Below are 23,885 nucleotides of genomic sequence, written 5' to 3'. Positions count from 1 at the left end.
TGAGGGGGATGCAAACCATGCGGACTTCTTTTTCTAGGCGCTTCAAGATCGTTCTGGCATCTTCTGTGCTGGTTCTGCTACTCATCCTGGCGCTGCTGGTCGTTCAGGAGATACGCACATCGAGCTATCAGGCGTATTTTTTTTCCCGGCTGGCCAGCAAAGCCAGTTATGCATTGGGTCCGGGGCCGAGTCCGGCGATTCGTTTTCCGCCGAATGCCCCCTACGACGACAGACTCGGTTATGCCGAGTTGCCGGTGTTTCTCGACAAGCTCCAGGCCCGGGAGTTTGCGATTGTCCAGCAGGCACGGATGTCGACAGGCATGACGGAGATTGTCGACGCTGGTTATTTCGCCCCTTACCCTGAAAAAATCCAGAGTGGCCTAGGCATCGTGGATTGCCACAAGGCCAGCCTGTTCCAGGAGCGTTATCCGAAGCGGGTGTACGAACAGTTTGACGACATTGCACCGATTCTGGTGCAGAGCCTGCTGTTTATCGAGAACCGCGAACTGCTGGATCCCGAGCATCCCAAACGCAACCCGGCCGTGGAGTGGGACAGGTTGGCCAGTGCGGTGTTGATCAAGGCCAAAACCACACTCACGGGTGAGAGCCGCTCGCCGGGCGGTAGCACCCTGGCGACCCAGATCGAAAAATACCGCCATTCGTCCGAGGGGCGGACTTCCTCGATCCGGGAAAAATTTCAGCAAATGGTGTCAGCCGCCTTGCGCGCCTACCAGCAGGGCGAAGATACCAGCGCGGTGCGGCGCCAGCTGGTGCTGAGTTACCTGAACACCATGCCGCTGTCCGCCAAGGCCGGTTATGGCGAGGTGCATGGCCTGGGGGATGGCTTGTGGGTCTGGTACGGCGGCGACATCAACGAAGCCAACCGCCTGCTGAAAAACGTGGACATGGACGCCGGTGATGCCGACCTCAGCGAGCCGGCGCAACAGTTCAAGCAGTTGCTCAGCCTCTTGATTTCACAACGCCGGCCTTCGTATTATCTGGACGCCAACGAGGCGGAGCTGACGCAACTCACGGACAGCCATTTGCGCCTGCTGGGCAGTGCCGGCGTGATTCCGCCCGCGCTGCGTGATGCGGCGCTCAAGGCCCCGCTGCATCGGCGTGTGAGCCGGGTACCGGCGCCCGCAGTTTCTTTTGTCACGCAAAAGGCCGCCAATGCGGTACGCACCCATCTGGCGGGTTTGCTGGGCGGCAGCCGCTTTTATGACCTGGACCGCCTGGACCTCAGCGTGGCCAGCACGCTGGACGCGCCGGTGCAGACCGCCGTGACCGACCTGCTGCGGGACTTGCGTAATCCGGCCAGCGCCAAGGCGGCCGGCCTGTCCGCCAAACAGTTGCTGGAGCGCGGCGATCCGGCCAAGGTGGTGTACAGCGTCACCTTGTACGAACGCGGCGCCAAGGCCAATTACCTGCGGGTGCAAACCGACAACTTTGACCAGCCGCTGAACATCAACGAAGGCACCAAGCTCGACCTGGGCTCAACGGCCAAGTTGCGCACCTTGGTGACTTATCTCGACATCATGGCGAATTTGCACCAGCGCCTGTCGGTGCTGGACAAGCGGCAGTTGCGCGCGCTGGAAGTGGACCGGCAGGACGTGCTGACGCGCTGGGCGGTTGATTATTTCCTGGCGTCCAAAGACACTGGCCTGAGCCCCATGCTGGAGGCGGCGCTGGAGCGGCGTTATTCCGCCAGCACGGGCGAAGGTTTTTTCACTGGCGGCGGCTTGCATCATTTCAGCAACTTCAACCGCGACGACGCAAGCCGCGTGATGTCGGTGCGAGATGGTCTGCGCAACTCGGTGAACCTGGTGTTCATCCGGCTGATGCGCGACATCGTGCACCACTACATGTTTCTGACACCGGGCTCCTCGGCCAAGCTGCTGCAGGATGCCGGGGATCCGCGCCGCGCCGCCTACCTGAGCCGTTTTGCCGACCGCGAGGGGCAGGTCTTCATGCGCCGCTTCCTGGCCAAATACCAGGGCAAAACCGCGTTAGAGATGCAAGCGCTGCTGCTGGAGAACCGGCGCCCCACGGTGTCGCGGCTGGCGGCCATGTCCCGCAGCATTGCGCCTGAGGCCACGCTGGCGCAGTTCAAGGATTTTGTGAAAGGCAATCTGCCGGACGGCGTGGATCCGGACGAGGCCCGGCTGGCCAAGCTCTACGTGCAATACGCGCCGGCGCAGATGTCGCTGGCCGATCGCGGCTATCTCGCGGGGGTCCATCCGCTGGAGTTGTGGCTGGTGGCTTATCTGCGTCAACACCCTGGGGCGAGCCAGGCGCAAGTGGTGTTGGCCAGCAGTGCCCAGCGACAGGCCGTGTATGCCTGGCTTTTTTCCACACATCGAAAACATGCGCAAAACCAGCGGATTCTGGGGTTGCTCGAAAGTGAAGGCTTTCTGGAAATCCACCGGCAATGGGCGCAAATGGGTTACCCCTTCAATTCGCTGGTGCCGTCTTACGGGACCGCCCTCGGCGCCTCGGCCGACCGTCCAGCCGCGCTGGCGGAACTGATGGGGATTCTTGTCAACGACGGTTTGCGCAAACCCACCACACGTATCCAGTCGCTGCATTTTGCCGTTGACACGCCTTATGAAACCCTGTTGCAAAACCAGCCTGGCAAAGCGGAGCGGGTGCTGGCGCCGGAAGTGGCGCAAGCCGTGTTGGGCGTACTTCGGCTGGTGGTGGCGGGCGGCACCGCACAACGTGTGAAGCAGGCGTTTGTGCGGCCCGATGGCCGTGTTTTTGCCGTCGGTGGCAAGACCGGCACCGGTGACCAACGCTTCGATACCTATGGCCCGGGGGGGCGTCTGATTGAATCGCGCGTGGTGAATCGTTCGGCGACGTTTGTGTTCAACATCGACGAACGATTTTTCGGCACCATCATTGCCTACGTGCCAGGCGCGCAGGCTGCGGGCTACGATTTCACCAGCGGCTTGCCGGTGCAATTGTTAAAGGTGCTGGCGCCTAAACTCATGCCCTTGATCCTGGCCGATGCCGGGAGCCCCGCGACGACCGGCGCTTGTACGCATTGAAGGGCGACGGCCGGCGCATGGGGCGTTTGACGCGCCCGACTCCAACAAGAAAGTAATTCATTCATGAGCTGGCAAACCCTGGTGGCCCAACCCTGCGAACTGGGGGAATCCCCTTTCTGGCACCCGCATGAGCAAACGCTGTATTGGGTGGATATTCCCGGCCGGCAGATTCATCGCTGCAATGTGTTCATGGGCACGGTGGAAAGTTGGGCCATGCCGACCGAGCCGGGTTGTATCGCACCGGCGCGCAGCGGTGGTTTGGTCATCGCGCTGCGCGACGGTATTTACCGCGCGCGAAGCTGGGGTGGCGTACTGGAAAAACTGGTGGCTGCAGCGCACGAGGTCGCCACCACCCGCTTCAACGACGGCAAGTGTGATCCCTTGGGCCGTTTCTGGGCCAGCACGATTTACGAGCCACGTGATGCGCGCAAGGCGGCCCTGTATTGTTTGGACAGCAGCGGCCAGCCGCCCAAGCTGGAGGAAAAAGCCGGCGACGCCACCGTCGGCAACGGCCTGGCCTGGTCGGCCGACGGCCGGACCTTGTACTGGTCCGACACCACCGCCCATGTCATACGCGCCTGGGACTGGGACGCCGCGGGCAACCAGTTGCAACAAGGCCGCGTGTTTTGCCAATTTCCGTCCAAACCACCGGGCTGGCAGGCCGGCATGCCTGGTTATGGCGGCCGGCCCGATGGTGCGGCGGTGGATAAGGAAGGCAATTATTACGTGGCCATGTTTGAAGGACGCCGTGTGCTCAAGCTGTCCCCTGGCGGCGATGTGCTGGCCGAAATTCCCACGCCCGTGTTATGCCCGACCATGGTGTGTTTCGGCGGGGACGACTTGCAAACCCTGTATCTGACGACGGCCAGGCATGGTCGACCGGCCGCCGAGCTGGCCGCGATGCCGCTATCGGGCGCGGTGTTTTCCATGCGGGTGGCGGTGCCGGGACTGCCGGTCAATTTTTTTGCTGACTGAGATTGTTAAAAACGAACAGCCACCGTTCAAAAAAATCAAACTGCACCGGCCGGCGCGCCTTTACCATCAGCGCCATGGATTCAGCGCTTCAATTGATCACAGCTCAGGTACACGCGGCCGCCGCCGCCGGCACCCCCTTGCGTATTCGCGGCGGGGGCAGCAAGGACTTTTACGGCGAAGCCACGGACGGCGAGTGGCTGGACACCCGACCGCTGACTGGCATCAGCAGTTACGAGCCGAGTGAACTGGTGGTGACCGCGCGTGCCGGAACAAAGCTGGCCGAGCTGGAAGCCGTGCTGGCCGAACGTGGCCAGTGCCTGGCCTTTGAGCCGCCGCATTTTGCGGGCGGCGCCACGGTGGGTGGCATGGTCGCGGCGGGGCTGAGCGGCCCGGCCCGCGCCAGCGTGGGCGCCGTGCGTGACTACGTGCTGGGGCTGACCCTGCTCAACGGCCGGGGCGAGCAACTCACCTTCGGTGGGCAAGTCATGAAAAACGTGGCTGGTTACGACGTCTCGCGCCTGATGTGTGGTGCTTTGGGCACCTTGGGCCTGATCACCGAAGTCAGCCTCAAGGTCTTGCCGCTGGCCCCGGCCGAGGCCACGCTGAAGTTCCAGATGGACCAGGCCGAGGCGCTGGCGCGGCTCAACCGCTGGGGCGGCCAACCGTTGCCGCTCAACGCCAGTTGCTGGGTGATGGACGCGGGCCAGCCCACGCTGTACCTGCGTTTGCGTGGCGCCGTCGCAGCAGTCGATGCCGCCTGCAAGACGCTGGGCGGTGAACGGCAGGACAACATCGCCGCCGCACCCGACTGGACCTGGTGCCGCGACCAGCAACTGCCCTGGTTCCGGGCCGGTGGTGCGCGTGACTTGTGGCGCTTGTCCGTGCCGCAAACAGCGCCGGTGCTGGACCTGCCGGAGCCGCCGCTGATCGAGTGGCACGGCGGTTTGCGCTGGGTCCATGCGGCTGCGGAGGATGCTTCCCGCTTGCGCGAGGCGGCTGCGCGTGTGGGTGGAAGCGCTACGCTTTTTATAGCTGGTGGCGCTTATCCATTAAGGGCTGGAGGTCGATTTGATGCCTTAAAACCGCCGTTGGACCGGATTCACCGCGAGCTCAAGCGTCAATTCGACCCCGCCGGCATCTTCAATCGCGGCCGCATGTACCCGGGGCTGTAAGTCATGATTGACGCCGAAGCCGCTCGAAATGGCAAATTGTTAGAACTGATTTTTGCCGAAACAGGCAACGGTATCCCCGATCAGCCTAGTCAATCGGGCTTTCTTGCGCTAGCGCATGCCGGGAAAGAGGTATGGAACACCTGGCGTCAAAGCTGGCCGATGCCTGAAGGACATTCGATTGCGTGGCCGTTTGTTGATTTCAGTAATTGTCATTTTGACGAAGAGCTTGATTTCAACGGATTCGAGTTCGGCGATTTCGCGAATTTCCGAGGGGCGACGTTCGCTAAAAAAGTTGATTTTCGCAACACCGTTTTTGGAGACACAGCGGACTTTATTGGTGTTTCATTTCAGGAGCAGGCGCAGTTCGAAAATGCCAAGTTCGGCGCGGATGCTCAATTTGAAGGCGCGCAATTCGCCTTTGGTGCCAGCTTTTCAAAAGCGCAGTTTGATCGGCATGCCAGTTTCTTCGGCGCGCAGTTTGGCGACGATTCAGAATTTGATGGAGCCAGTTTTGGAGAGGACGCACAGTTCGATGGCTGCAATTGGGCCGTCCTGAAATTACGGTATGAAGAGCAGTATTTGAGGCGTAAGCAGTGGGCAGAAGACCAGGAAATGAGCCCTCACACATTCGAATCGCTTAGTTTTCGTGGATGTACGTTTCAGGGAGAGGTTAACTTCTCAAACAGGGAATTTCTTGGGCAGGCAACATGGGCGCCGCTAGAGGGGATGTCGACGACTTTCAATCGAGTTCCGAAATTCCACAATTGCAAACTTCATCAAGACACCAGTTTTGATGGGGCGAAGTTCCCCGCTGCTACCGGAAGCGAATCCGCAGCGCGGGCTTATCGCACCATGAAACTTGCCTCGGCCCAGCAACAGGCGACTCGGGAAGAACAGCGTTTCTTCAAGCTGGAAATGGCCGAGGAGCATCGTTCGGTTGAGGCACCTCGGCGGTGGCTTTATTCTGCGTATGCGCTGTTCAGCGACTATGGTTTTAGTACGTGGCGGCCTTCAATACTTCTGCTAGCCAGCCTGCTGTTTGCATGGGGTAGTTACGGCTGGCTGGCCGGTTATTCTGTTTGTCTTCCTTTTTTGAGTAGTTGTGCGCCGGCCAGAGAATGGTTTGAGTTCGGCCTGGTCAACGCCTTTCCCCTGCCTGGATTGGACAAGTACGCGGAGGGTCTTCGAAGCGTGCTGTTTCCGCCACACCTGCACCCGGCTGCGCAAGTGCTGGTAACGACGGTGGTGATCGTGCAAAAGACGCTTTCTCTGCTGGCCTTCTTTCTAATTGGCTTGGCCTTGCGTAACTTATTCAAGATGAAATAGCGCCATGCAAACCCACCTCGCCCCCGAATTCAAAAACACCGCCGACGGCCAGGCCGCCGAAGCGATTTTGCGCAAATGTGTGCATTGCGGTTTTTGCACCGCCACCTGCCCGACCTACCAGTTGCTGGGTGACGAACTCGACGGCCCGCGCGGTCGCATCTACCTGATCAAACAGGTTCTGGAGGGCGAGAAGCCGACACGCAAGACGCAGATGCATCTGGACCGCTGCCTGAGCTGCCGCAACTGCGAAACCACCTGCCCCAGCGGTGTGCAATACGGCCACCTGGTCGACATCGGCCGCAAGCTGGTCGATGAACGGGTACCGCGTCCGGCGGGCGAAAACGCCTTGCGTTGGGCGCTGAAAGAAGGCCTGCCTTCGCCGCTGTTTGCCCCGGCCATGAAACTTGGCCAGGCCGTGCGTGGCCTGTTGCCAGAAGCGCTACAGGCCAAGGTGCCGGCGCGGCAGCCGGCCGGCGTCTGGCCACAGCGTGAACATGCACGCAAGATGTTGCTGCTGGCCGGTTGTGTGCAGCCGGCCATGATGCCCAACATCAACGCCGCCACGGCGCGCGTGCTGGACGCCGCCGGCATCCAGACCGTGCTGGCGCCCAAGGCCGGCTGTTGCGGCGCCGTCAAGTTTCACCTGAACGACCAGGACGGCGGCAAGGCCGAGATGCGGGCCAACATCGATGCCTGGTGGCCGCATATTGAAGCCGGTGCCGAGGCCATCGTGATGAATGCCTCGGGCTGTGGCGTCACGGTCAAGGAATACGCTTATCACCTGAAAGACGAGCCGGCCTACGCGGCCAAAGCGGCGCGTATCAGCGACCTGACGCGCGACCTCAGCGAGTTGTTGCCCGAACTGGTGGAGGTTTTGCGGATGCGCGTGAAGGCCCACGCCGGCCAAATCGCCTTTCACCCGCCCTGCACCTTGCAACACGGCCAGCAATTGCGTGGCGGTGTGGAGCAGCACCTGGGCGCGCTGGGTTTTCAGATCAAGCTCGCCCGTTGTGAAGCGCATTTGTGCTGCGGCTCGGCCGGGACTTATTCGGTGCTGAACCCCGGCATCGCCACCCAGTTGCGCGACCGCAAGCTGGACAAGCTGAACGAGATGAAACCCGCTGTGATTGCGTCGGCCAACATCGGTTGCATCACGCATCTGCAAAGCGGCACGGCCACGCCGGTGCGGCATTGGGTCGAGGTGCTGGACGAGGCGCTGGACTGATGGGCATGACTGCTGACACCACGTTGTCAGCAGCCCCGGTTTAGCATCCAGCTCTTCCATTCTTCACAGGAGTTCTTGATGCAGCCTACCCGCCACACCCTTGCCACGTCTTTTCCCGTGGCGGGCCTCATGGTTCGTACCACCAACCGGGCCGAGCAAGACCCCGGTACGGCCAAACTAGGGGCCTTGTGGGGTCGCTTTTTTGCCGAAGGGCTGGCCGACCAAATCCCCGGCCGCCTGCCGGACGCCGGTCTATACGGTGTGTATTCCGTCTATGAGTCCGACCATCAGGGCGCTTTCGACGTGACGGCCGGCGTGGCGCTTGCGGCGCCAGGGGCGTCTGCGCCGTGGCACGGCGTGACCATCCAGGCCGGGGACTACCTGGTCTTTACGGCCAAAGGCGCCATGCCGCAGGCGGTGATCAACACCTGGGGCCTGATCTGGCAATTTTTCCAGGACCACCCCGAGATCGTGCGCAGCTACGCCACCGATTTCGAGGCCTATCATGGGCCCGACGAAGTGGCTGTTCACATAGGGGTTCAGGTTTAAACCAAGCCTTCGTACGCTTTATTTTTTATAGCTGCTTGCCTCCATGCAGCATGGGCCAGCGCCTTCAAACACCCGAAAGATTTCATGCGCCGCGCTGATCGCCTGTTCCAGTTGGTCCAGCTCATACGGGGGCGCCGGCTCAGCACGGCCGCTTATCTGGCCGGGCGGCTGACGGTGTCGGCACGCACGGTGTACCGCGACATCGCCGAGCTGCAGCAGCAGGGCGTGCCGCTCGAGGGCGAGGCCGGTGTGGGTTACCGCCTGGGCGCGGGTTTTGCGCTGCCACCCCTGATGTTCACGCAGGAGGAAGCCAAGGCGCTGGTGGCCTCGGTGCGCCTGGCACAGATCGGGCTGGACGCCGGCCTGTCCCGCGCGGCCGACGATGCGCTGGGGAAAATTCTGTCGGTGTTGCCGGCCGCCGCACGTGCGGCGGCGGAAAGCCTGGCGGTTTATGCGCCGCTGATCGCGCTGGATGTGACCCACCAGCAACGCCTGCAGCAACTGCGTGAAGCGCTTCAGGCCCAGCACAAAGTGCGGTTGGATTATTGCGACCCGCGGGGCAAAACCAGCCAGCGCACAATTCGGCCGCTGGGCTGTTTTTTCTGGGGCAAGGTCTGGACCCTGGCGGCCTGGTGCGAAACACGCTGCGACTTTCGCAGTTTTCGTGTGGACCGTATTCAGTCGCTGACGGTGCTGGAGGCCGGTTTTCAGCAGGAGGCCGGCAAAACGCTGGCGGATTTTTTGCGCCAGCTCAACGCGGCGGCCTGAGGCTTTGTTTTGGTCGCTATAAAAACAGGAGCTATCAGAGCCCGTGTTTAAAGGACTAGAGCCGGATTTGACTGTGAATCAAGCGGCGAGTGCGGCTTCCACGTCTTTTGCCAGGTCGGCCGGTTTGTCGGTGGGCGCATAACGCCGTATCACCTGGCCGTCCTTGCCAACCAGAAACTTGGTGAAGTTCCACTTGATGGCCTTGCTGCCCAACAGACCGGGCGCTTCGGACGACAGCCATTTGTACAGCGGGTGGGCGGCCGGGCCGTTGACATCTATCTTGCCCATCATCGGAAAACTCACGCCGTAGTTGAGTTGGCAAAACTCCGAAATTTCCCCGTCGCTGCCCGGGTCTTGCGAGCCGAACTGGTTGCACGGAAAACCCAGCACGGCCAGACCTTTGCCCGCATAACTTTTGTGAAGTTCTTCCAGCCCGCCGAACTGCGGCGTGAAGCCACATTTGCTGGCGGTGTTCACGATCAACATGACCTTGCCCTTGAATTCCGAGAGCGAGATGTCCTTGCCGTTGATCTGCTGGGCTTCGAAGTCATAGATGCTGCTCATGGGTGCTCCTGAAGTGATCTGTCACTTTAACGCAGCGGGCAGGATCAAGGCGATTTTTCGTCGCCTGGCAAGGCGGCCGGGGCGGGGGCCATGGCGGCCAGCACGGCGGCCAGCACGATCAGGCTGCCGCCCAGCAGGAGGCGGGGGCTGAACGCCGCCGCGCCCAGCAGGGCGGCAGACAGGCTGGCGAACAGGATTTCGGTCAACATCACAATCGCCGTGGTGCTGGCGGCCAGCCGCGCCGCGCCGTATTGCAGCGCCATGTTGCTGACCAGGAAAGCCAGGCTCAGGCCCAGGGCCACAGGCAGCCAGGCGCTGGTCCAGGCCGGCGCCGGCACGTATTGCCCGGCCATGCCCAACAAGGCCGTGGCACTGGCCATGAGGGCGCCACCGCCAAACATGGCCATCATGCGTGAGGGGCTGGGTGTGTACGCCAGTTTGCGCAGCAAGACATTGGTGGCGGCAAAACACAGGCCACCCATCAGGGCGAGCCAGTCCGCCGCACCCTGCGGCACCGGCCAGGGCGAGTCGGGCGACTTCAGCACAATCAACACGCCGACCATGGCCAGCAGCAGCCGCAGCAGGGACGCGCGTGTCGGTTGTTCACCCAGCACGGCCCAGGCCAGCAGCACCGACCAGGCGGGCATCAGGTAAAACAGCAACACCACACGCACCACGTCGCCAACCGTGACGGCCCAGTTGAAGCCGACATTGGTCAGGCCGGCCGCCACCGCCAGCAGCCACAGCTGCGGATGTTGCGCAAAGCCGCGCCAGGCGCGGGGCCAGACGCAGAACACGCAGGCCAGTGAAAAAAAGTAGATCAGCGCGGTAGCCCACAGGGGATGCAGGCCCAGGGACTGCAGTTCGCGAAACGGCCACCAGGACACGCCCCAGACAAAGGCGTTGCACACCAGGGCCGCTGCGGCCAGGGGCGGGCCGTGGCGAGCGGGGATCGCGCCGGCCTGCATCAGTGTGATTTGTCGCTGCGGGCGATGGTCAGCAGGTGGTCCACCTGCTCTTTGTACTTGATGCAGTTGCTTTTGTGCCAACGCTGGATCAGCCACATGAAGCCCGCCACCACCACGCCAAAGGTGGTGATCGCGCCAAAGGCCGACAGGCCCATGCCGGTGGACAGGCTGTAACCTGCGCCCAGGGCCAGGATGCAGGCCTGTTCGTTGAAGTTTTGTACCGCGATGGAGCGGCCCGCGCCCATCAGGTTGTGGCCGCGGTGTTGCAGCAGCGCGTTCATGGGCACGACCAGAAAACCGCCCAGGCCGCCCAGCAAAATCAGGAAGGGTGCGGCGACCCAGACGTTGGTGATGAAGTTCATCAAAATCACCAGGATGCCCATGGCGATGCCCAGGGGCATCACGCTGGTGGCGTGTTCCAGCCGCATACGCATGGAGGCCAGGATGGCGCCTATGGCCGTGCCAATCGCCACCACGCCCACCAGGCTGGACGCCTGCGTGGTGCTATAACCCAGCGCGGCGGCACTCCAGGCCAGCACGATGTAGCGCAGGTTGCCGGACACGCCCCAGAACAAGGTGGTGGTGGCCAGCGAAATCTGGCCCAGCTTGTCGCGCCACAGCGCCGCATTGCAGTTCCAGAAGTCGGGCAGCAGCTCCAGCTTGTTGCGCGGCATGGGGCGCATTTCAACGCCGGTGAGCGGGATGCGCAAGTTGAACCAGGCGGCGATCACGTACAACACAATCAGCGCGGAAATGGCGGCTTCGGGGGGTGTGTCTATGCCGGTGTTGATGACGGGGAAATCAAAGGACAGCAGCAAATTCGACACCGAATGGCCAACCAGCTGGCCGCCCAGCAAAACACCCAGGATGATGGAGGCAATCGTCAGGCCCTCGATCCAGCCATTGGCCTTGACCAGTTGCGAGGCCGGCAGCAGTTCGGTGAGGATGCCGTATTTGGCCGGCGAATACGCGGCGGCGCCCAGGCCAACAATCGCGTAAGCCATCAGCGGGTGGGTGCCGAACAACATCATCAGACAGCCCACCACCTTGATGGCATTGCTGATGAACATGACCTTGCCCTTGGGCTGCGCGTCGGCAAAAGCCCCGACAAAAGGCGCGAGTACCACATAAAACAGCGCAAACATAGGCACCAGCGCAGCCGGCTGCCATTTGGGCGCGCCACTGGTCCTGAGCAGCTCGACGGCGGCGACGAACAGCGCGTTGTCAGCCAGCGAGCTGAAAAACTGGGCTGCCATGATGGTGTAAAAACCGCGCTTCATTAAACTGTTTTGATCACCATTGCGTATGCACCAGACAGTCTGGTGCCACAAGATAAAGTGAATGTCTCCTAACGATGGAGGTTTATAGCACGTGGCAAGCTGGCAGAATCGAGAAATTGGCCTTGACAGGCCGGCCCTCCGCCGTATTGGCTTGTCCATTTTTTGTTGTTTTCCCGACCTCCTAGCCTGCCATGCCCCGTCCGATTCTTGCCACTGTTCACCCCGCAGCGCTCAACCACAACCTCGCGCGTGTACGTGCCGCCACGCCCGATGCCCGGGTCTGGGCGGTGGTCAAGGCCAATGCTTATGGCCATGGCATCGAGCGGGCCTTTGACGGTTTGCGTAGCGCCGACGGTTTTGCCCTGCTGGATCTGGCCGAGGCGCAGCGTCTGCGCGCGCTTGACTGGCGCGGCCCTATCTTGTTGCTGGAAGGTTGTTTTGAACTGCGTGATCTGGAGCTGTGTTCGCGCCTGGGCCTGTGGCACACGGTGCACTGCGAGGAGCAGATCAGCATGCTGGCGACCCACAAAACCCAGTTGCCACACCGCGTGTTCCTGAAAATGAACACCGGCATGAACCGCCTGGGTTTCACGCCACAACGTTACCGCACCGCCTGGACACGGCTGAACGCCTTGCCGCAGGTCGACGAAATTTCGCTGATGACCCATTTCAGCGACGCCGATGGCCCCAAAGGCATCAGCGAACAACTGCGGGCTTTCGAGGCCGTCACGCACGACCTGCCCGGCGAGCGCACGCTCAGCAACAGCGCCGCCATCCTGCGCCATGGCGCGCTCATAGGCGAAAAATCCGACTGGGTACGGCCCGGCATTGTGGTCTACGGCAGCGCACCCGATTTCCCTGAAAAAAGTGCCGCCGACTGGGGCTTGTTGCCGACCATGACCCTGGCCTCCAAAATCATAGGCATCCAGCAACTGGTGGCCGGCGACACCGTGGGATATGGCTCCAGCTTCACCGCCGACGGGCCGCTACGCATCGGTGTGGTGGCTTGCGGTTATGCCGATGGTTATCCCCGGCATTGCACAACGGGCACGCCGATTCTGGTCAACGGGGTGCGCACCCGCCTGGTGGCGCGGGTCAGCATGGACATGATCACGGTGGACCTGACACCGGTGCCCGAGGCCGGCATCGGCAGCGAGGTGACCTTGTGGGGCCGTTCGGCCCGCGGCACGGTGTTGCCGATTGACGACGTGGCGCAGGCCGCCGGCACGGTGGGTTACGAGTTGATGTGTGCGCTGGCGCCGCGGGTGCCGGTGGTGGTGGATGGATCTAACACGATCTAAGCAAGGACAAAGACATGCAGTGGCTTATTTTGTCCCTGGCAATTGTTGCGGAAGTGCTCGCCACGTCCGCACTCAAGGCATCCAACGAATTCACACGCCTGTGGCCCTCGGTGATTGTGGTGCTGGGTTACGGTCTGGCGTTTTATTGCCTGTCCATCACCTTGCGCACACTGCCGATAGGTGTGGTGTATGCGATCTGGTCCGGTGCGGGGGTGGCGCTGATTGCGCTGATAGGCTGGTTGGTGTTTGGGCAGTCGCTGGACGGCCCGGCGATTGCCGGCCTGGGCCTGATCGTCGCGGGTGTGGTGGTGCTCAACGTCTTTTCAAAATCCGTCGCCCACTGACGAGGCTCAGCGCTTCCTCAAACCCAGCACCATCACCGCGCCCACCACCAGCAAGGCCCCGGCCACCTGCACAGGCGCAATCGCCTGGCCCAGGATCAGCCAGGCCAGCACCAGCGCAAACACCGGCTCCACATTCATGATGGCCGAATTGCCCGCCACCCCCAGCCGGGGTAAGACGGTGAACATGATGGTGAAAGCCGTGCCGTACAAAAAGGTCAGTGCCAGCAGACCCCACCAGCCCACGGCCGCCTGCGGCAAATGAAAGCCGCCCTGCACGGCCACGCCGACCAGTGCAAAAAGGCCGACGGTGCTCATGGTGGTCAAGGTGCGCACGCGGCCATCCACATCGCCGGCTTCGTGCTGGGTCAACACCAGCGCCACGCCAAAGGTGGCCGCGGCGGCCAGCGCAAACGCCACGCCGGTGCCTATGCGGCCCCATTGGCCGGCGGCCCCCAGGCCTGAGGCCGCACCCAAGACGTCCAGCGCCAGCGCCAGCCCGATCAGGATCACCGGCATGGCGATCAGCATGGCGCGTTCGGGCGCGCGGCGGTACAAGACCCAGTCCCACAAAGCAGTCCAGATCGGGTAGGTGTTGAAGGCCAGCAAGGCCAGCGCCACCGGCAGCCGCGCCACCGCGGAATACAGGCACAGGCTTTGCACCGCGATCAGCAGGCCGATGACCGGCAGGATACGTTTGTTGCGTGGGCTGAAACGGATGCTCACACCCTGGATGGCCAGCAACGCCGCCACGGCCAGCGCGGTGACCACACTGCGAAACGCGACGGCCGTGACCACATCCACGCCGTTGTTGAACGCCAGGCGCGCCGCCACATGGTTGGCGCCCATCATCAGCGCGATCAGCAGCAGGGTGGCGAAGGCCGTACCGCTGATGGCTTTGCCGGCGCTGGGTGCCATCAATACAAACCGTGCACGCGCGCGTGCAAGCGGCTCAGGCCCAGCAGGGCGTCGGTAAACGGCGTGGGCACCTGGGTCAGCTCGCCGAGTTCTTTCACCACTGTGACCAGCGCATCGAGTTCAATGCCTTTGCCGGCTTCCACGTCCTGCAACATGGAGGTTTTGAAGGCGCCTAGCTTGAGCGTGACCGCGTGCCGGTCTTCCGGCTGCTGGTCGATCGGGATGCCGATACGGGCGCCGATTTCCTTGGCCTCCAGCATCACTTTGGAAATGAAACCGCGCACCAGCTCATCACCCATGATCAGGTCGGTGGTGGCGCCGGTGAAGGCGCTGATCGGGTTCACCGTCATGTTGCCCCAGAGTTTGTACCAGGCGTCTTTCTGGATCTGCTCCGACAACACGACCTCGTGGCCGGCTTGTTCCAGCAGCGCCGCCAGCGCCAGCACGCGGGCTGTTTTTTCGCCGGAGGGCTCGCCGATGATGAGTTTGTTGCCGAAGTGATTTTTCACAAAACCCGGGCTGTTCAGCGAGCAACTCGCATGCACCACACAGCCGATGATGTGGCGCGCCGGAATCGCGCGGGCAATCGTGCCGTCCGGGTCCACGGCCTTGAGCCGTGTGCCGGCGTATTGCGCGCCGAAACCTTCAAAAAACCACCAGGGCACACCGTTCATGGCGGTGAGCACCAGGGTGTCGGGGCCGATCAGCGGCGCGATGGCTTTGGCGACGTCGGCCATGGCCGGCGCCTTGACGGCGACGATGACCAGGTCCTGCACGCCCAACGTGGCCGGGTCGGCGCTGGCACGCACGGGCGCGGTTGTGATGTCGTCACCGCGTTGCAGGCGCAGGCCGTGTTCTTGCAAGGCGGCCAGCGTGGCGCCGCGTGCCACCACGCTGAGCTCGCAGCCGGCTTGTGCGAGTTTCACGCCCATCCAGCCGCCGATAGCGCCAGCACCGTAAATACAAACTTTTTTAATGGTCAAAATGGGCTCCAGCCCTTGCTGTACGGACGCAAGGCGCTCTAGTTTTTATAGCTGTCATCAATCCGGTCCATCTGCCGTACCAGGGCATCAAAAACGTCCTGGCCGGCGCCAAACTGGGCGTCGAACTGGAAGGAGTCGTGTGTGGTCTTGCGTGCCACGGCCGCGGACACGGCAATCGCCGGCCCCATCGCCGCTTGCGCCATCTGGATCTCGCAGGCGCGTTGCAAGGTCCAGAGCCGCACAAAAGCCAGCGGCAGGGTCGATGCCCAGGCCAGCAGGCCGTGGTTGCGCAGAATCACCACCGGCTTGTCGCCTATGTTTTTCAGCAGGCGCGGCGCTTCGTCGGCGTGGATGGTGATGCCTTCGAAGTCATGGTAGGCCACCAAGTCATGCAACTGGGCCGAATAAAAATTGTTCTGTGCCAGTCCGCCTTGCGTGCAGGCCACGGCCACGCCGGCCGTGGTGTGGGTGTGCATCACACAATGGGCGCCGGGCAGGCCGTCATGGATGGCGGCATGCACCGTGAAACCGGCCGGGTTCACCGGCCAGGGGTTGTCATCCAGCTTGTTGCCCTGCAGATCGATCTTGAGCAGATTGCTGGCCGTGACTTCCGAATAATGCAGGCCAAAGGGGTTGATCAGGAATTGCTTCGCACCCCCCGTGACACTGTCCGGCAGCCGCACCGTGATGTGGTTGTAAATCATCTCGGTCCAGCCCAGCATCGCAAACACGCGGTAACAGGCGGCCAGCTGCTGGCGCTCCTTCCACTCGTCGGGATGCATGCTGGCGGGAGGTGATTTCAAAACGGTATTCATGGTGTGCTCACGAAATATCAAACAAGGACGGAGACCGGCGCCGGGCCGCCCCAAGCCGGTCGCGCCCCCTCGGGGGGCAGCGCAGTATGCGCAGCGACCAGCGTGGGGGCTATGAATTACGCCTCAGCCGTGAAGCCGACGGACTTGACGATGGGTGCCCACTTGGCGGTGTCCTTCTTGAGCAGCTCGGTCAGCTCGGCCGGTGTGGAAGAGATGGCTTCCAGGCCAAAACCGGCCAGGCCATCGATCACGTCTTTTTGCGCCAATGCGACTTTCAAGGCAGCGTTCATGCGGTTCACCACCTCGGTCGGGGTTTTGGCCGGCATCAGGAAGGCAAACCATTCGCTGTGGATCATGTCCTTCAGGCCTTGCTCGGTGTAGGTGTGCACGTCAGGGGCGAAGCGGCTGCGTTTGGCGCCGGACACCCCCAGGATGCGGACCTTGCCGGTGGGCAGGTGTTGTGTGAGGTCACCGATCGGGCCGGACACGGCCGAGATGTTGCCGCCCAGCAGGTCCAGCATGGCCGGCTGTGTGCCGCGGTAGGCCGCGTGTTTCAGGTCGACGCCGGCGCTTTTGCCGAGCAGTGCACCAATGAAGTGGGGCGTGGAGCCAGCGGCCGGCGAGCCGAAGTTGGCGCCCAGCGGATTGGCCTTGGCCCAGGCCAGGAACTCGGGCACGGTTTTCACGCTGAGCGGCACGGCCGGGCCCACGGCCAAACCGAAGTCGAACACACAGGCCAGCGTTACCGGCGCCAGGTCCACCAGCGGCTCATATGCCAATTTTTTGTAGATGTGCGGGTAAATCGTGAGCATGGACGTGGGCGTCTGCAGCAGCGTCATGCCGTCCGGCGCAGCGCTTTTGACATACTGGATGGCGATCTGGCCACCGGCACCGGTGCGGTTCTCGACCACGGCGGTTTTGGCGTAATCGGGCGCCAGCTTGGTGCCCATGCGGCGGCACAAGGTGTCGGAGGTGCCGCCGGCCGCGAAGCCGGTGATGATCTTGAGGTTCTCCAGTGCCTGGGCCCAGGCGGCGTTGCCGATGCTGGCCAGCAGCGCGGAAGCGCCGGCGGACTGAATAACTTGACGACGTGAGATGTTCATGGATTTGTCTCCTGTTGGTAGTGAAATAAGAAGTTGAAGATCAGGCATCGTCGCGCAACCAGATCACGCCACCCGAGTGGGTGACCGCGCCTTGGTGACTGGGCCTGACTGTCAGCGCATATTTTTCCAGCAAACCACCCCGATGCACAGCCGGGGTTTCACCAGTCGTGGCCAATCTTTCCCGGATTTGTGCATCGCTGAGTTCCACGGAAATACTGCGTGCGTTCGCGCGGGCGTCGATGCTGACCATGTCGCCATCACGCAAGGCGGCAATCGGGCCACCGTCGGCGGCTTCCGGCCCGGCATAACCGATACACAGGCCGCGTGTGGCGCCCGAAAAACGGCCGTCGGTCAGCAGCGCCACCTTGTCGCCCATGCCCTGGCCGTACAGCAGGGCGGTGATGCCCAACATCTCGCGCATGCCGGGGCTGCCCTTGGGGCCTTCGTTGCGGATCACGATCACGTCGCCGCTTTCGTAGCGGCGCTGTTGCACCGCGCTTTGGGCGGCTTCTTCCGAATCAAACACACGGGCCGGGCCGCGATGCACCAAGGTGGCCAGGCCGGCGGTTTTCAGCAGCGCACCGTCCGGGCACAAATTGCCCTTGAGCACGGCCAGGCCACCGTCGAGTGACAGCGCATGCGCCAGGTCACGCACCACACGGCCGTCGGGGGCGGCTGCGCCTTCCAACTCTTGCGCCAGGGTGCGGCCGCTAAAGGTCAGGCAGTCGCCATGCAGGTAGCCGCGTTGCAGCAATTCACGCATCACCACGCCGGCGCCACCCACGTAATACAAATCACGCGCCAGGTATTTGCCACCCGGGCGCAGGTCGGCAATCAGTGGCGTGCGGGCAAACACCTCGGCCACGTCGTCCAGATGGAACTTGATGCCGGCTTCGTGCGCAATCGCCGGGATATGCAGCGCGGCATTGGTCGAACCACCCGTGGCCGAGACCACGGCGCAGGCGTTTTCCAGCGCGTGCCGCGTGACGATGTCGCGCGGCAGCGGGGCCTCGCCCATCACGGCTTTCATCAAGGTTTTGGCGGCGCGGCGCATCAGCGGCGCACGTTCGCTGAAAACGGCGGGCACCATGCTGGAGCCTATGGGCGCCAGGCCAATCGCTTCGGACACCATGCCCATGGTGTTGGCGGTGAACTGACCGGCGCAGGCGCCAGCCGTGGGCAGACAGGCGTGGCTCATGGCGTCGAGTTCGTCCGGCGTCGCGTCACCAGCCAGCACCTTGCCTATGGTTTCGTAGGTGTCCACCACATTCAGGTCGCGGCCATCCACGCCAGGTGCCTGGCCCGGCAGCGCCGAGCCGCCATGCACAAACACGCTGGGCACATTGCAACGCACCATGCCCATCATCAGGCCGGGCAGGTTTTTGTCGCAAGCACCGATGCCGAAAATGCCGTCCCACTGGTGGCCACGTGTGGATGCTTCCACACTGTCGGCGATCAGCTCGCGCGAGATCAGTGAAAACCGCATGCCCGAATGCGCCATGGTCAGGCCATCAGACACAGAGACCACCGGGCATTCGTGTGGCATGCCGCCGTGGGCATAAATGCCGGTCTTGGCGTGTTGCGCCTGATCGCGCAGGTTCAGGTTGCAGGGGCTCATTTCGCCGCCGGTGTGGAAGACGCCGATGTGCGGGCGCTTTATCTCTTCGTCGTCCTGGCCCAGCGCATACAAAAAGCTGCGTGTGGTGGCACGTACCGTGCCTTCGTAAATCGTGGCGGAGCGGAATTTGCGCGGCGGTGTGGGCGGGTCGTTGTTGTCGTGGTTGCTCATGGGTTTCTTATTTATCCTGCGTTGAGGTGCAGGCCGTTGTCCATCATCAGCACGGCGCCGGTCATGCCAGGCGCCTGTGCACTTAAATACCAGGCGAGCGCCGCCACCTCTTCGGGCTGCGACACGCGCTGAAGAACCGAGGCGGCGGTTTGTGCCGCCAACACTTGTGCGTAGCGGGCTTCGTCCAGCACACGGCCGGGCAGGCCGCCATCGACAAACCCGGGCGCAATCGCATTGACACGCACTTGTGGTGCCAGCGAGCGGGCCAGCGACAAGGTGAGGGTATTGAGCGCGCCCTTGGACGCGGCATACGCCATGGACGAACCACGGCCCAACACGCCGCCTATCGACGAGATATTGACCACGGCACCCTGACCGCCGGCCTTGAGCGCGTCTGCGCAAGCCTTCACCATCTGGTAGGCGCCCACCACATTGACGTCGTAAGTGCGGTGAAACTCGTCCGCGTCCAGCGCGGCGAGGTCGGTGTGTGCAATAAAACGCGTGGTGCCCGCGCAATTGATCAGCGCATCGATGCGGCCAAACCGTGCCAGCACGGCTTGCACATAACGCTGGCAGGCAGCGTCATCACGCACGTCCAGGGCTTGCAGCCAGGCTTGCCCACCGGCTGCCTGACAGTCCTCGGCCACCGCCTGGGCTTCGGCTCGTGTGTGTTCGTCCAGGTAACTCAGCGCCACACACCAGCCCTGGCGCGCAAACAAACGCGCGCAGGCTGCGCCTATGCCGGTGGCGGAGCCGGTGATCAGGCAGACAGGCGTATCCGTAGTCATGGGCTCAGTAGGTTTTGCCGGCGGGCGCCACCGTGAGACCGCTTTTGAAACGCGCAGCCAGCGCACTGGTGTGGCGCACCAGCAGGTTGGTGTCCAGGCCCACGGCGACAAAGGTGGCGCCCAGGTCCATGTAGTGGCGGGCCAGCGCTTCGTCGGTGGTCAGGATGCCGGCGGCCTTGCCGGCCTGGACGATACGCTGGATCGCTTTTTCAATCGCCGTCTGCACGTCGGGGTGGCCGGGGTTGCCGACATGGCCTAACGAGGCCGACAAATCGGCCGGGCCGATAAACACGCCGTCCACACCGTCGGTGGCGGCAATCGCGTCCAGGTTGTCCAGCGCGGTTTGGGTCTCGGCCTGCACTAGCAGGCAGACTTGTGCATTGGCTTCATGGGCATAGGCCGGGTAGCGGCCCCAGCGCGAGGCGCGGGCCCCGGCCATGCCGCGAATGCCGCCGGTGGATTTACCCTCTGCGTCAAACTGCGGGTAACGCGTGGCGCGCACCAGCGCGGCGGCCTGCTCGGCGGTGTCGACCATGGGCACGAGCAGCGTCTGCACGCCTATGTCCAGGTATTGTTTGATCAAGGCCTCGCCGACATGGCCATGGCCCATGGGTACCCGTGCGATCGGGTGCGACGGGTAAGCCGCGACCACCTGCAACTGGGCCAGGATGCTGCGCACATCGTTGGGGGCATGTTCGCCGTCGATCAGCAGCCAGTCGAAACCGGCGCCGGCGCAGATCTCGGTGCTGTAGGGGTCGGCCAGGCTGACCCACAGGCCGATTTGGGTTTGTTGCTTGGCGATCGCCTGCTTGAAGGGATTGGTTGGTGTTTGCATGTCGGTCTTCTAGACAAAGGAAAATTCAAAACGGCCCAGCGGGCCATAGTCGGCGTCGAACACATCGCCGGGTTTGGCGACGGCAGGCCGGGTGAAAGAGCCGGCCAGCACAACCTCGCCGGCCTCCAGGCATTCGCCCCAGGGGGCGAGTTTCATGGCCAGCCAGGCCACACCGATGGCCGGGTGGCCCTGCACACCGGCGGCCAGGCCGGTTTCCTCCACCACGCCATTCTGGCGCAGGATGGCACCGACCCAGGGCAGGTTGACCTCGCGCGGCAAGACCTTGCGGCCACCGAGCACGATGCCGGCGTTGGCGGCGTTGTCGCTGATGGTGTCCTGCACTTTGCGCATGGTTTTGCTGTGGCGGTCGAACTGCTCGATACGTGCGTCGATGATCTCTATGGCTGGTTGTACGTAATCCGTCGCTTCCAGAACGTCGTCGATGGTGATGTGGGTTCCTTCCAGTTTGCGTTTGAGTACAAAGGCCAGCTCCACCTCGACACGCGGCGCGATAAAACGCGACGCCGGAATGTCGCCGGGTTCGAAAAACATGTCGTCCAGCAAGGTGCCGTAATCCGGCTCGTCGATCTGGCTGGACAGCTGCATGGCGCGCGAGGTCAGGCCGATCTTGTGGCCGCGGATACTGCGGCCTTCGGCCAGTTTCATCTGCACCCAGGCGCGCGAGATGGCGTAACCGTCCGCAACCGTCATGACCGGGTAACGTTTGGAGAAATGTTCGACCTGCACACGCGATTGTTCGCTGTGTTGCAGTTCGGCGGCGAGCTGGGTGATGAGGTCTTGGGGCAGCATGGCGTTTTACTTGTTGAAAAGTGGATGCAGGTTGCTGTGTTTGGCGTCGTAGACCTGCACACCTTCGTCGATCTGCAAGGTGATGCCCATCAGTGTTGTTGAGAATAGGGATTCAAAATGGGCTTTTGTCCTTGCCAGAAGGGCGTCGCCAGCTATCTTTTTGGTAGCGTCGCTGCGCCCTGTCGCGATCCGCAGGTTCAGGTAGACAAAGGCATAGTCCTGTTTCCCGTCGGCCACCGCGTGGTAAGGCGCGGGGTAGGCCAACACACGGATACCCCCCACGGGGAAGGCCGCTTGGCCCTTCTCATCCCTGGCTTCCAGCAAGACCTGGTTCAGCGCCTTGCACAAGGTGGCTATATCGGCGCGGGCGTCGATGTTGGCGGTGTATTCGATTTTCAGATGTGGCATGTCAGGCTTTCGCGGTGCTCGGTTCGGTCAGCGGCGTGACCGGAAAAATCGCGTTGATCTGGCCGGTGCCCGAGCTGCCGAAATAAGGCGTGATGATTTCCACCGGCGCCGTGTAGTCCTTCCAGCCCAGCAGGCCCAGCAACATGGCGGTGTCGTGCATGTCGCCTTCGCCCCAGCATTTTTCGGCGTACATGGGCAACATGCCGATAAAGCTTGTCCAGTCGCCGGCTTTCCAAAGCTCCACCACACGCTGGTCCACCTGCTCGAGGAAAGGGTCGTAGACCTTGTGCATGAATTCGGGCGCGCGGCCGTTGTCGGCAAAGTGATGCGAGAGTGAACCGCTGGCAAACACCGCGACGGTGCCTTCGTATTTTTCCTCGATGGCCTTGCGCACGGCCAGACCGAAGCGGGCGGACTCTTCCAGGTCGTGCCAATCGCACCAGGCGCTGACACAGACGACCTTGTAATGCTGGTCGCTGTTCATGTAACGCATGGGCACCAGCGTGCCGTACTCCAGCTCCAGCGTGGTGTCCGAATGCGCCCGGCTTTTCACCCCCATGTCGTTGGCCACGTCGGCGATCAGGTGGCCCAGTTCAGGGTTGCCGGGATAGGCGTAGGGCAGGTTCTTGATGAAGTGCGGCAGCTCGTTGCTGGTGTAGGTGCCTTCGAACTTGGGCGCACAGTTGATGTGGTATTCGCTGTTGACCAGCCAGTGCACGTCGAACACCACGATGGTGTCCACACCCAGCGCGCGGCAGCGCCTGTCGATTTCCTTGTGGCCGTTGATGGCGGCGTCGCGGCAGCCGAAGTTGGGCCCCGGAAACTCCGACAGGTACATCGACGGGACATGCGTGATTTTGGCGGCGAGTGCGAGGGTGCCCATGGTTGGCTCCAGCGTTGAGGGTTGATCGGGCTTGCGCCTCAGGTCGTGATGTTGGCGCGGCGGATCACCTGCGCGTATTTGGCGATTTCACTCTGTATGAAGGCGGCGAATTGTTCCGGTGAGCCAGACAGCGAGGCAATCCCGCCTTTGTTGAAGGCTTCGGCCACGGCCGACGTGGCCAGCGCCCGGTTGACCTCGGCGTTCAGGCGCCGCACCACGGCGTCCGGTGTGCCGGCGGGGGCCAGCAAGCCGTTCCAGGAATTCGATTCGATGGGCACACCCTGCTCGGCCAGCGTCGGAATGGCCGGTGCATAGACCGAACGTTGGGCGGTGGCCATGCCCACGGCGACCAGCTTGCCGCTTTCGATGTGGCTGCGGAATTCGGGCCAGTTGCCGAACATCACCGTGACCTGGCCACCCAGCAAATCGGTCAGCGCCGGGCCCTGGCCTTTGTAAGGCACATGCACGATGTCCAGGCCCATCTGTGTCTTCAGCATTTCGCCCGAGAGGTGGGCCGAGGTGCCGTTGCCGAAGGAGGCAAAACTCAAGGTGCCCGGTTTGGCCTTGGCGACGTTGCGCAAGTCGTTGATGTTCTTGATGCCGCTGCCCGGGTGCGTGGCCAGCACATGTTCCGACATGCCCATCAAGGCCACGGGCTTGAGGTCCTTGAGCGTGTCGTAAGGCAGGTTTTTCAGCAAGGTCTGGTTGGCCGTGAAACTGTTGGCCACACACACCAGCGTGTAGCCGTCGGCGGGTGATTTGGCGACAGCATCCACGCCGATCACCGTCCCGGCGCCGGGCTTGTTCTCCACAATCACCGGCTGGCCCAGCAGCTTGCCCAGTTCCACGCCGACCAGGCGCGAGACAAAGTCGGTGGTGCCGCCGGGGGTGAAGGGCACCACGATTTTGAGCGGCTTGCCCGGCCAGGCTTGCGCGTGGCTGAAGGCCGGCAACGCGGCGAGGGCGGCAGCGCCCGAGGTTTGCAGGAAGGTACGGCGGCGCATGGAATGAAAAGTCATGGTGCTGATGGTGAA

Annotated in this window: 23 protein-coding genes; 9 read left to right on the top strand and 14 right to left on the bottom strand. The window is 62.7% G+C overall.

Translation table 11 applies throughout. The features are described 5' to 3' along the window. Positions 1-8: 8 nt before the first annotated feature. The 7 genes from R6254_RS00545 (at position 9) to R6254_RS00515 (ending at position 9,065) form a co-directional block, all read left to right on the top strand. Positions 9-3,050: a transglycosylase domain-containing protein gene (locus R6254_RS00545; RefSeq protein WP_318403648.1), complete on the top strand. Its 3,042-nt coding sequence runs from the start codon at positions 9-11 to the stop codon at positions 3,048-3,050. A gap of 63 nt (positions 3,051-3,113) precedes the next feature. Further along, positions 3,114-4,025 carry an SMP-30/gluconolactonase/LRE family protein gene (locus R6254_RS00540; protein WP_318403647.1) on the top strand — a complete coding sequence of 304 codons (912 nt, stop codon included), beginning with the start codon at positions 3,114-3,116 and terminating at the stop codon, positions 4,023-4,025. A gap of 74 nt (positions 4,026-4,099) precedes the next feature. Beyond that, positions 4,100-5,197 carry a glycolate oxidase subunit GlcE gene (gene glcE, locus R6254_RS00535; RefSeq protein WP_318403646.1) on the top strand — a complete coding sequence of 366 codons (1,098 nt, stop codon included), beginning with the start codon at positions 4,100-4,102 and terminating at the stop codon, positions 5,195-5,197. A gap of 3 nt (positions 5,198-5,200) precedes the next feature. Further along, on the top strand, positions 5,201-6,523 hold the full coding sequence (locus R6254_RS00530; protein ID WP_318403645.1) for a pentapeptide repeat-containing protein: 1,323 nt from the start codon (positions 5,201-5,203) through the stop codon (positions 6,521-6,523). Positions 6,524-6,527: 4 nt separating this feature from the next. Continuing rightward, positions 6,528-7,748, top strand: a complete 1,221-nt coding sequence (glcF, locus tag R6254_RS00525) for a glycolate oxidase subunit GlcF (protein ID WP_318403644.1) — start codon at positions 6,528-6,530, stop codon at positions 7,746-7,748. 78 nt (positions 7,749-7,826) lie between these two features. Further along, on the top strand, positions 7,827-8,297 hold the full coding sequence (locus R6254_RS00520) for a GyrI-like domain-containing protein (RefSeq protein WP_318403643.1): 471 nt from the start codon (positions 7,827-7,829) through the stop codon (positions 8,295-8,297). An 84-nt stretch (positions 8,298-8,381) separates the two neighbouring features. Further along, complete coding sequence (locus R6254_RS00515) at positions 8,382-9,065, top strand: helix-turn-helix transcriptional regulator (protein ID WP_318403642.1); 684 nt, start codon at positions 8,382-8,384, stop codon at positions 9,063-9,065. 78 nt (positions 9,066-9,143) lie between these two features. Here R6254_RS00515 and R6254_RS00510 read toward each other — a convergent pair whose 3' ends face one another. The 3 genes from R6254_RS00510 to lplT are packed head-to-tail and all read right to left on the bottom strand — an operon-like array spanning position 9,144 to position 11,877. Then, the gene (locus tag R6254_RS00510) at positions 9,144-9,629 is read right to left on the bottom strand and encodes a glutathione peroxidase (RefSeq protein ID WP_318403641.1); all 486 of its coding nucleotides are present in this window, start codon (positions 9,627-9,629) and stop codon (positions 9,144-9,146) included. Between the two features lie 44 nt (positions 9,630-9,673). Continuing rightward, positions 9,674-10,597 carry a DMT family transporter gene (locus R6254_RS00505; RefSeq protein ID WP_318403640.1) on the bottom strand — a complete coding sequence of 308 codons (924 nt, stop codon included), beginning with the start codon at positions 10,595-10,597 and terminating at the stop codon, positions 9,674-9,676. Further along, on the bottom strand, positions 10,597-11,877 hold the full coding sequence (lplT, locus tag R6254_RS00500) for a lysophospholipid transporter LplT (RefSeq protein ID WP_318403639.1): 1,281 nt from the start codon (positions 11,875-11,877) through the stop codon (positions 10,597-10,599). The genes R6254_RS00505 and lplT overlap by 1 nt, the downstream gene beginning before the upstream one ends. Positions 11,878-12,068: 191 nt before the next feature. On the opposite strand from lplT, the gene alr reads away from it, so the two are divergent. Further along, entirely contained in the window at positions 12,069-13,178 is a 1,110-nt protein-coding gene (alr, locus tag R6254_RS00495) for an alanine racemase (protein WP_318403638.1), read from the top strand. Between the two features lie 14 nt (positions 13,179-13,192). After that, the gene (locus tag R6254_RS00490; protein ID WP_318403637.1) at positions 13,193-13,522 is read left to right on the top strand and encodes a DMT family transporter; all 330 of its coding nucleotides are present in this window, start codon (positions 13,193-13,195) and stop codon (positions 13,520-13,522) included. Between the two features lie 6 nt (positions 13,523-13,528). Here the strand turns inward: R6254_RS00490 and R6254_RS00485 are convergent, their stop codons facing one another. The 11 genes from R6254_RS00485 to R6254_RS00435 all read right to left on the bottom strand — a co-directional run bounded on the left by R6254_RS00485 (position 13,529) and on the right by R6254_RS00435 (position 23,855). Next, entirely contained in the window at positions 13,529-14,437 is a 909-nt protein-coding gene (locus R6254_RS00485) for a DMT family transporter (RefSeq protein WP_318403636.1), read from the bottom strand. Beyond that, complete coding sequence (locus tag R6254_RS00480) at positions 14,437-15,420, bottom strand: 2-dehydropantoate 2-reductase (RefSeq protein ID WP_318403635.1); 984 nt, start codon at positions 15,418-15,420, stop codon at positions 14,437-14,439. Before R6254_RS00480 ends, R6254_RS00485 begins: the two co-directional genes overlap by 1 nt. A gap of 38 nt (positions 15,421-15,458) precedes the next feature. After that, positions 15,459-16,235 carry a class II aldolase/adducin family protein gene (locus tag R6254_RS00475; RefSeq protein WP_318403634.1) on the bottom strand — a complete coding sequence of 259 codons (777 nt, stop codon included), beginning with the start codon at positions 16,233-16,235 and terminating at the stop codon, positions 15,459-15,461. Positions 16,236-16,351: 116 nt separating this feature from the next. Beyond that, positions 16,352-17,338 carry a Bug family tripartite tricarboxylate transporter substrate binding protein gene (locus R6254_RS00470; protein WP_318403633.1) on the bottom strand — a complete coding sequence of 329 codons (987 nt, stop codon included), beginning with the start codon at positions 17,336-17,338 and terminating at the stop codon, positions 16,352-16,354. A gap of 40 nt (positions 17,339-17,378) precedes the next feature. Further along, positions 17,379-19,127: a dihydroxy-acid dehydratase gene (ilvD, locus tag R6254_RS00465; RefSeq protein ID WP_318403632.1), complete on the bottom strand. Its 1,749-nt coding sequence runs from the start codon at positions 19,125-19,127 to the stop codon at positions 17,379-17,381. 11 nt (positions 19,128-19,138) lie between these two features. Continuing rightward, entirely contained in the window at positions 19,139-19,915 is a 777-nt protein-coding gene (locus tag R6254_RS00460; RefSeq protein WP_318403631.1) for an SDR family NAD(P)-dependent oxidoreductase, read from the bottom strand. Positions 19,916-19,919: 4 nt separating this feature from the next. Continuing rightward, on the bottom strand, positions 19,920-20,750 hold the full coding sequence (locus R6254_RS00455; protein ID WP_318403630.1) for an HpcH/HpaI aldolase/citrate lyase family protein: 831 nt from the start codon (positions 20,748-20,750) through the stop codon (positions 19,920-19,922). A 9-nt stretch (positions 20,751-20,759) separates the two neighbouring features. Continuing rightward, positions 20,760-21,560: a 2-oxo-hept-4-ene-1,7-dioate hydratase gene (gene hpaH / locus R6254_RS00450; RefSeq protein ID WP_318403629.1), complete on the bottom strand. Its 801-nt coding sequence runs from the start codon at positions 21,558-21,560 to the stop codon at positions 20,760-20,762. A gap of 6 nt (positions 21,561-21,566) precedes the next feature. Beyond that, positions 21,567-21,968, bottom strand: a complete 402-nt coding sequence (locus R6254_RS00445) for a 5-carboxymethyl-2-hydroxymuconate Delta-isomerase (protein ID WP_318403628.1) — start codon at positions 21,966-21,968, stop codon at positions 21,567-21,569. Position 21,969: 1 nt separating this feature from the next. Further along, on the bottom strand, positions 21,970-22,851 hold the full coding sequence (hpaD, locus tag R6254_RS00440) for a 3,4-dihydroxyphenylacetate 2,3-dioxygenase (RefSeq protein ID WP_318403627.1): 882 nt from the start codon (positions 22,849-22,851) through the stop codon (positions 21,970-21,972). A 38-nt stretch (positions 22,852-22,889) separates the two neighbouring features. Continuing rightward, positions 22,890-23,855, bottom strand: coding sequence for a tripartite tricarboxylate transporter substrate binding protein (locus tag R6254_RS00435; RefSeq protein WP_318404332.1), 966 nt, complete (start codon positions 23,853-23,855; stop codon positions 22,890-22,892). Positions 23,856-23,885: the final 30 nt, after the last annotated feature.

This window comes from Polaromonas potterensis (assembly GCF_033446725.1).
GTDB lineage: Bacteria > Pseudomonadota > Gammaproteobacteria > Burkholderiales > Burkholderiaceae_C > Polaromonas.
The sequence above is the reverse complement of the archived record's forward strand: the minus strand, read 5'-3'. Positions and strand labels throughout refer to the sequence as shown.

Excerpts from the sequence above, each read along its gene's own strand:
- R6254_RS00545 (WP_318403648.1), top strand. The coding sequence starts at position 9 with ATGCAAACCATGCGGACTTCTTTTTCTAGGCGCTTCAAGATCGTTCTG.
- R6254_RS00540 (WP_318403647.1), top strand. The coding sequence starts at position 3,114 with ATGAGCTGGCAAACCCTGGTGGCCCAACCCTGCGAACTGGGGGAATCC.
- glcE (WP_318403646.1), top strand. The coding sequence starts at position 4,100 with ATGGATTCAGCGCTTCAATTGATCACAGCTCAGGTACACGCGGCCGCC.
- R6254_RS00530 (WP_318403645.1), top strand. The coding sequence starts at position 5,201 with ATGATTGACGCCGAAGCCGCTCGAAATGGCAAATTGTTAGAACTGATT.
- glcF (WP_318403644.1), top strand. The coding sequence starts at position 6,528 with ATGCAAACCCACCTCGCCCCCGAATTCAAAAACACCGCCGACGGCCAG.
- R6254_RS00520 (WP_318403643.1), top strand. The coding sequence starts at position 7,827 with ATGCAGCCTACCCGCCACACCCTTGCCACGTCTTTTCCCGTGGCGGGC.
- R6254_RS00515 (WP_318403642.1), top strand. The coding sequence starts at position 8,382 with ATGCGCCGCGCTGATCGCCTGTTCCAGTTGGTCCAGCTCATACGGGGG.
- R6254_RS00510 (WP_318403641.1), bottom strand. The coding sequence starts at position 9,629 with ATGAGCAGCATCTATGACTTCGAAGCCCAGCAGATCAACGGCAAGGAC.
- R6254_RS00505 (WP_318403640.1), bottom strand. The coding sequence starts at position 10,597 with ATGCAGGCCGGCGCGATCCCCGCTCGCCACGGCCCGCCCCTGGCCGCA.
- lplT (WP_318403639.1), bottom strand. The coding sequence starts at position 11,877 with ATGAAGCGCGGTTTTTACACCATCATGGCAGCCCAGTTTTTCAGCTCG.
- alr (WP_318403638.1), top strand. The coding sequence starts at position 12,069 with ATGCCCCGTCCGATTCTTGCCACTGTTCACCCCGCAGCGCTCAACCAC.
- R6254_RS00490 (WP_318403637.1), top strand. The coding sequence starts at position 13,193 with ATGCAGTGGCTTATTTTGTCCCTGGCAATTGTTGCGGAAGTGCTCGCC.
- R6254_RS00485 (WP_318403636.1), bottom strand. The coding sequence starts at position 14,437 with ATGGCACCCAGCGCCGGCAAAGCCATCAGCGGTACGGCCTTCGCCACC.
- R6254_RS00475 (WP_318403634.1), bottom strand. The coding sequence starts at position 16,235 with ATGAATACCGTTTTGAAATCACCTCCCGCCAGCATGCATCCCGACGAG.
- R6254_RS00470 (WP_318403633.1), bottom strand. The coding sequence starts at position 17,338 with ATGAACATCTCACGTCGTCAAGTTATTCAGTCCGCCGGCGCTTCCGCG.
- ilvD (WP_318403632.1), bottom strand. The coding sequence starts at position 19,127 with ATGAGCAACCACGACAACAACGACCCGCCCACACCGCCGCGCAAATTC.
- R6254_RS00460 (WP_318403631.1), bottom strand. The coding sequence starts at position 19,915 with ATGACTACGGATACGCCTGTCTGCCTGATCACCGGCTCCGCCACCGGC.
- R6254_RS00455 (WP_318403630.1), bottom strand. The coding sequence starts at position 20,750 with ATGCAAACACCAACCAATCCCTTCAAGCAGGCGATCGCCAAGCAACAA.
- hpaH (WP_318403629.1), bottom strand. The coding sequence starts at position 21,560 with ATGCTGCCCCAAGACCTCATCACCCAGCTCGCCGCCGAACTGCAACAC.
- R6254_RS00445 (WP_318403628.1), bottom strand. The coding sequence starts at position 21,968 with ATGCCACATCTGAAAATCGAATACACCGCCAACATCGACGCCCGCGCC.
- hpaD (WP_318403627.1), bottom strand. The coding sequence starts at position 22,851 with ATGGGCACCCTCGCACTCGCCGCCAAAATCACGCATGTCCCGTCGATG.
- R6254_RS00435 (WP_318404332.1), bottom strand. The coding sequence starts at position 23,855 with ATGCGCCGCCGTACCTTCCTGCAAACCTCGGGCGCTGCCGCCCTCGCC.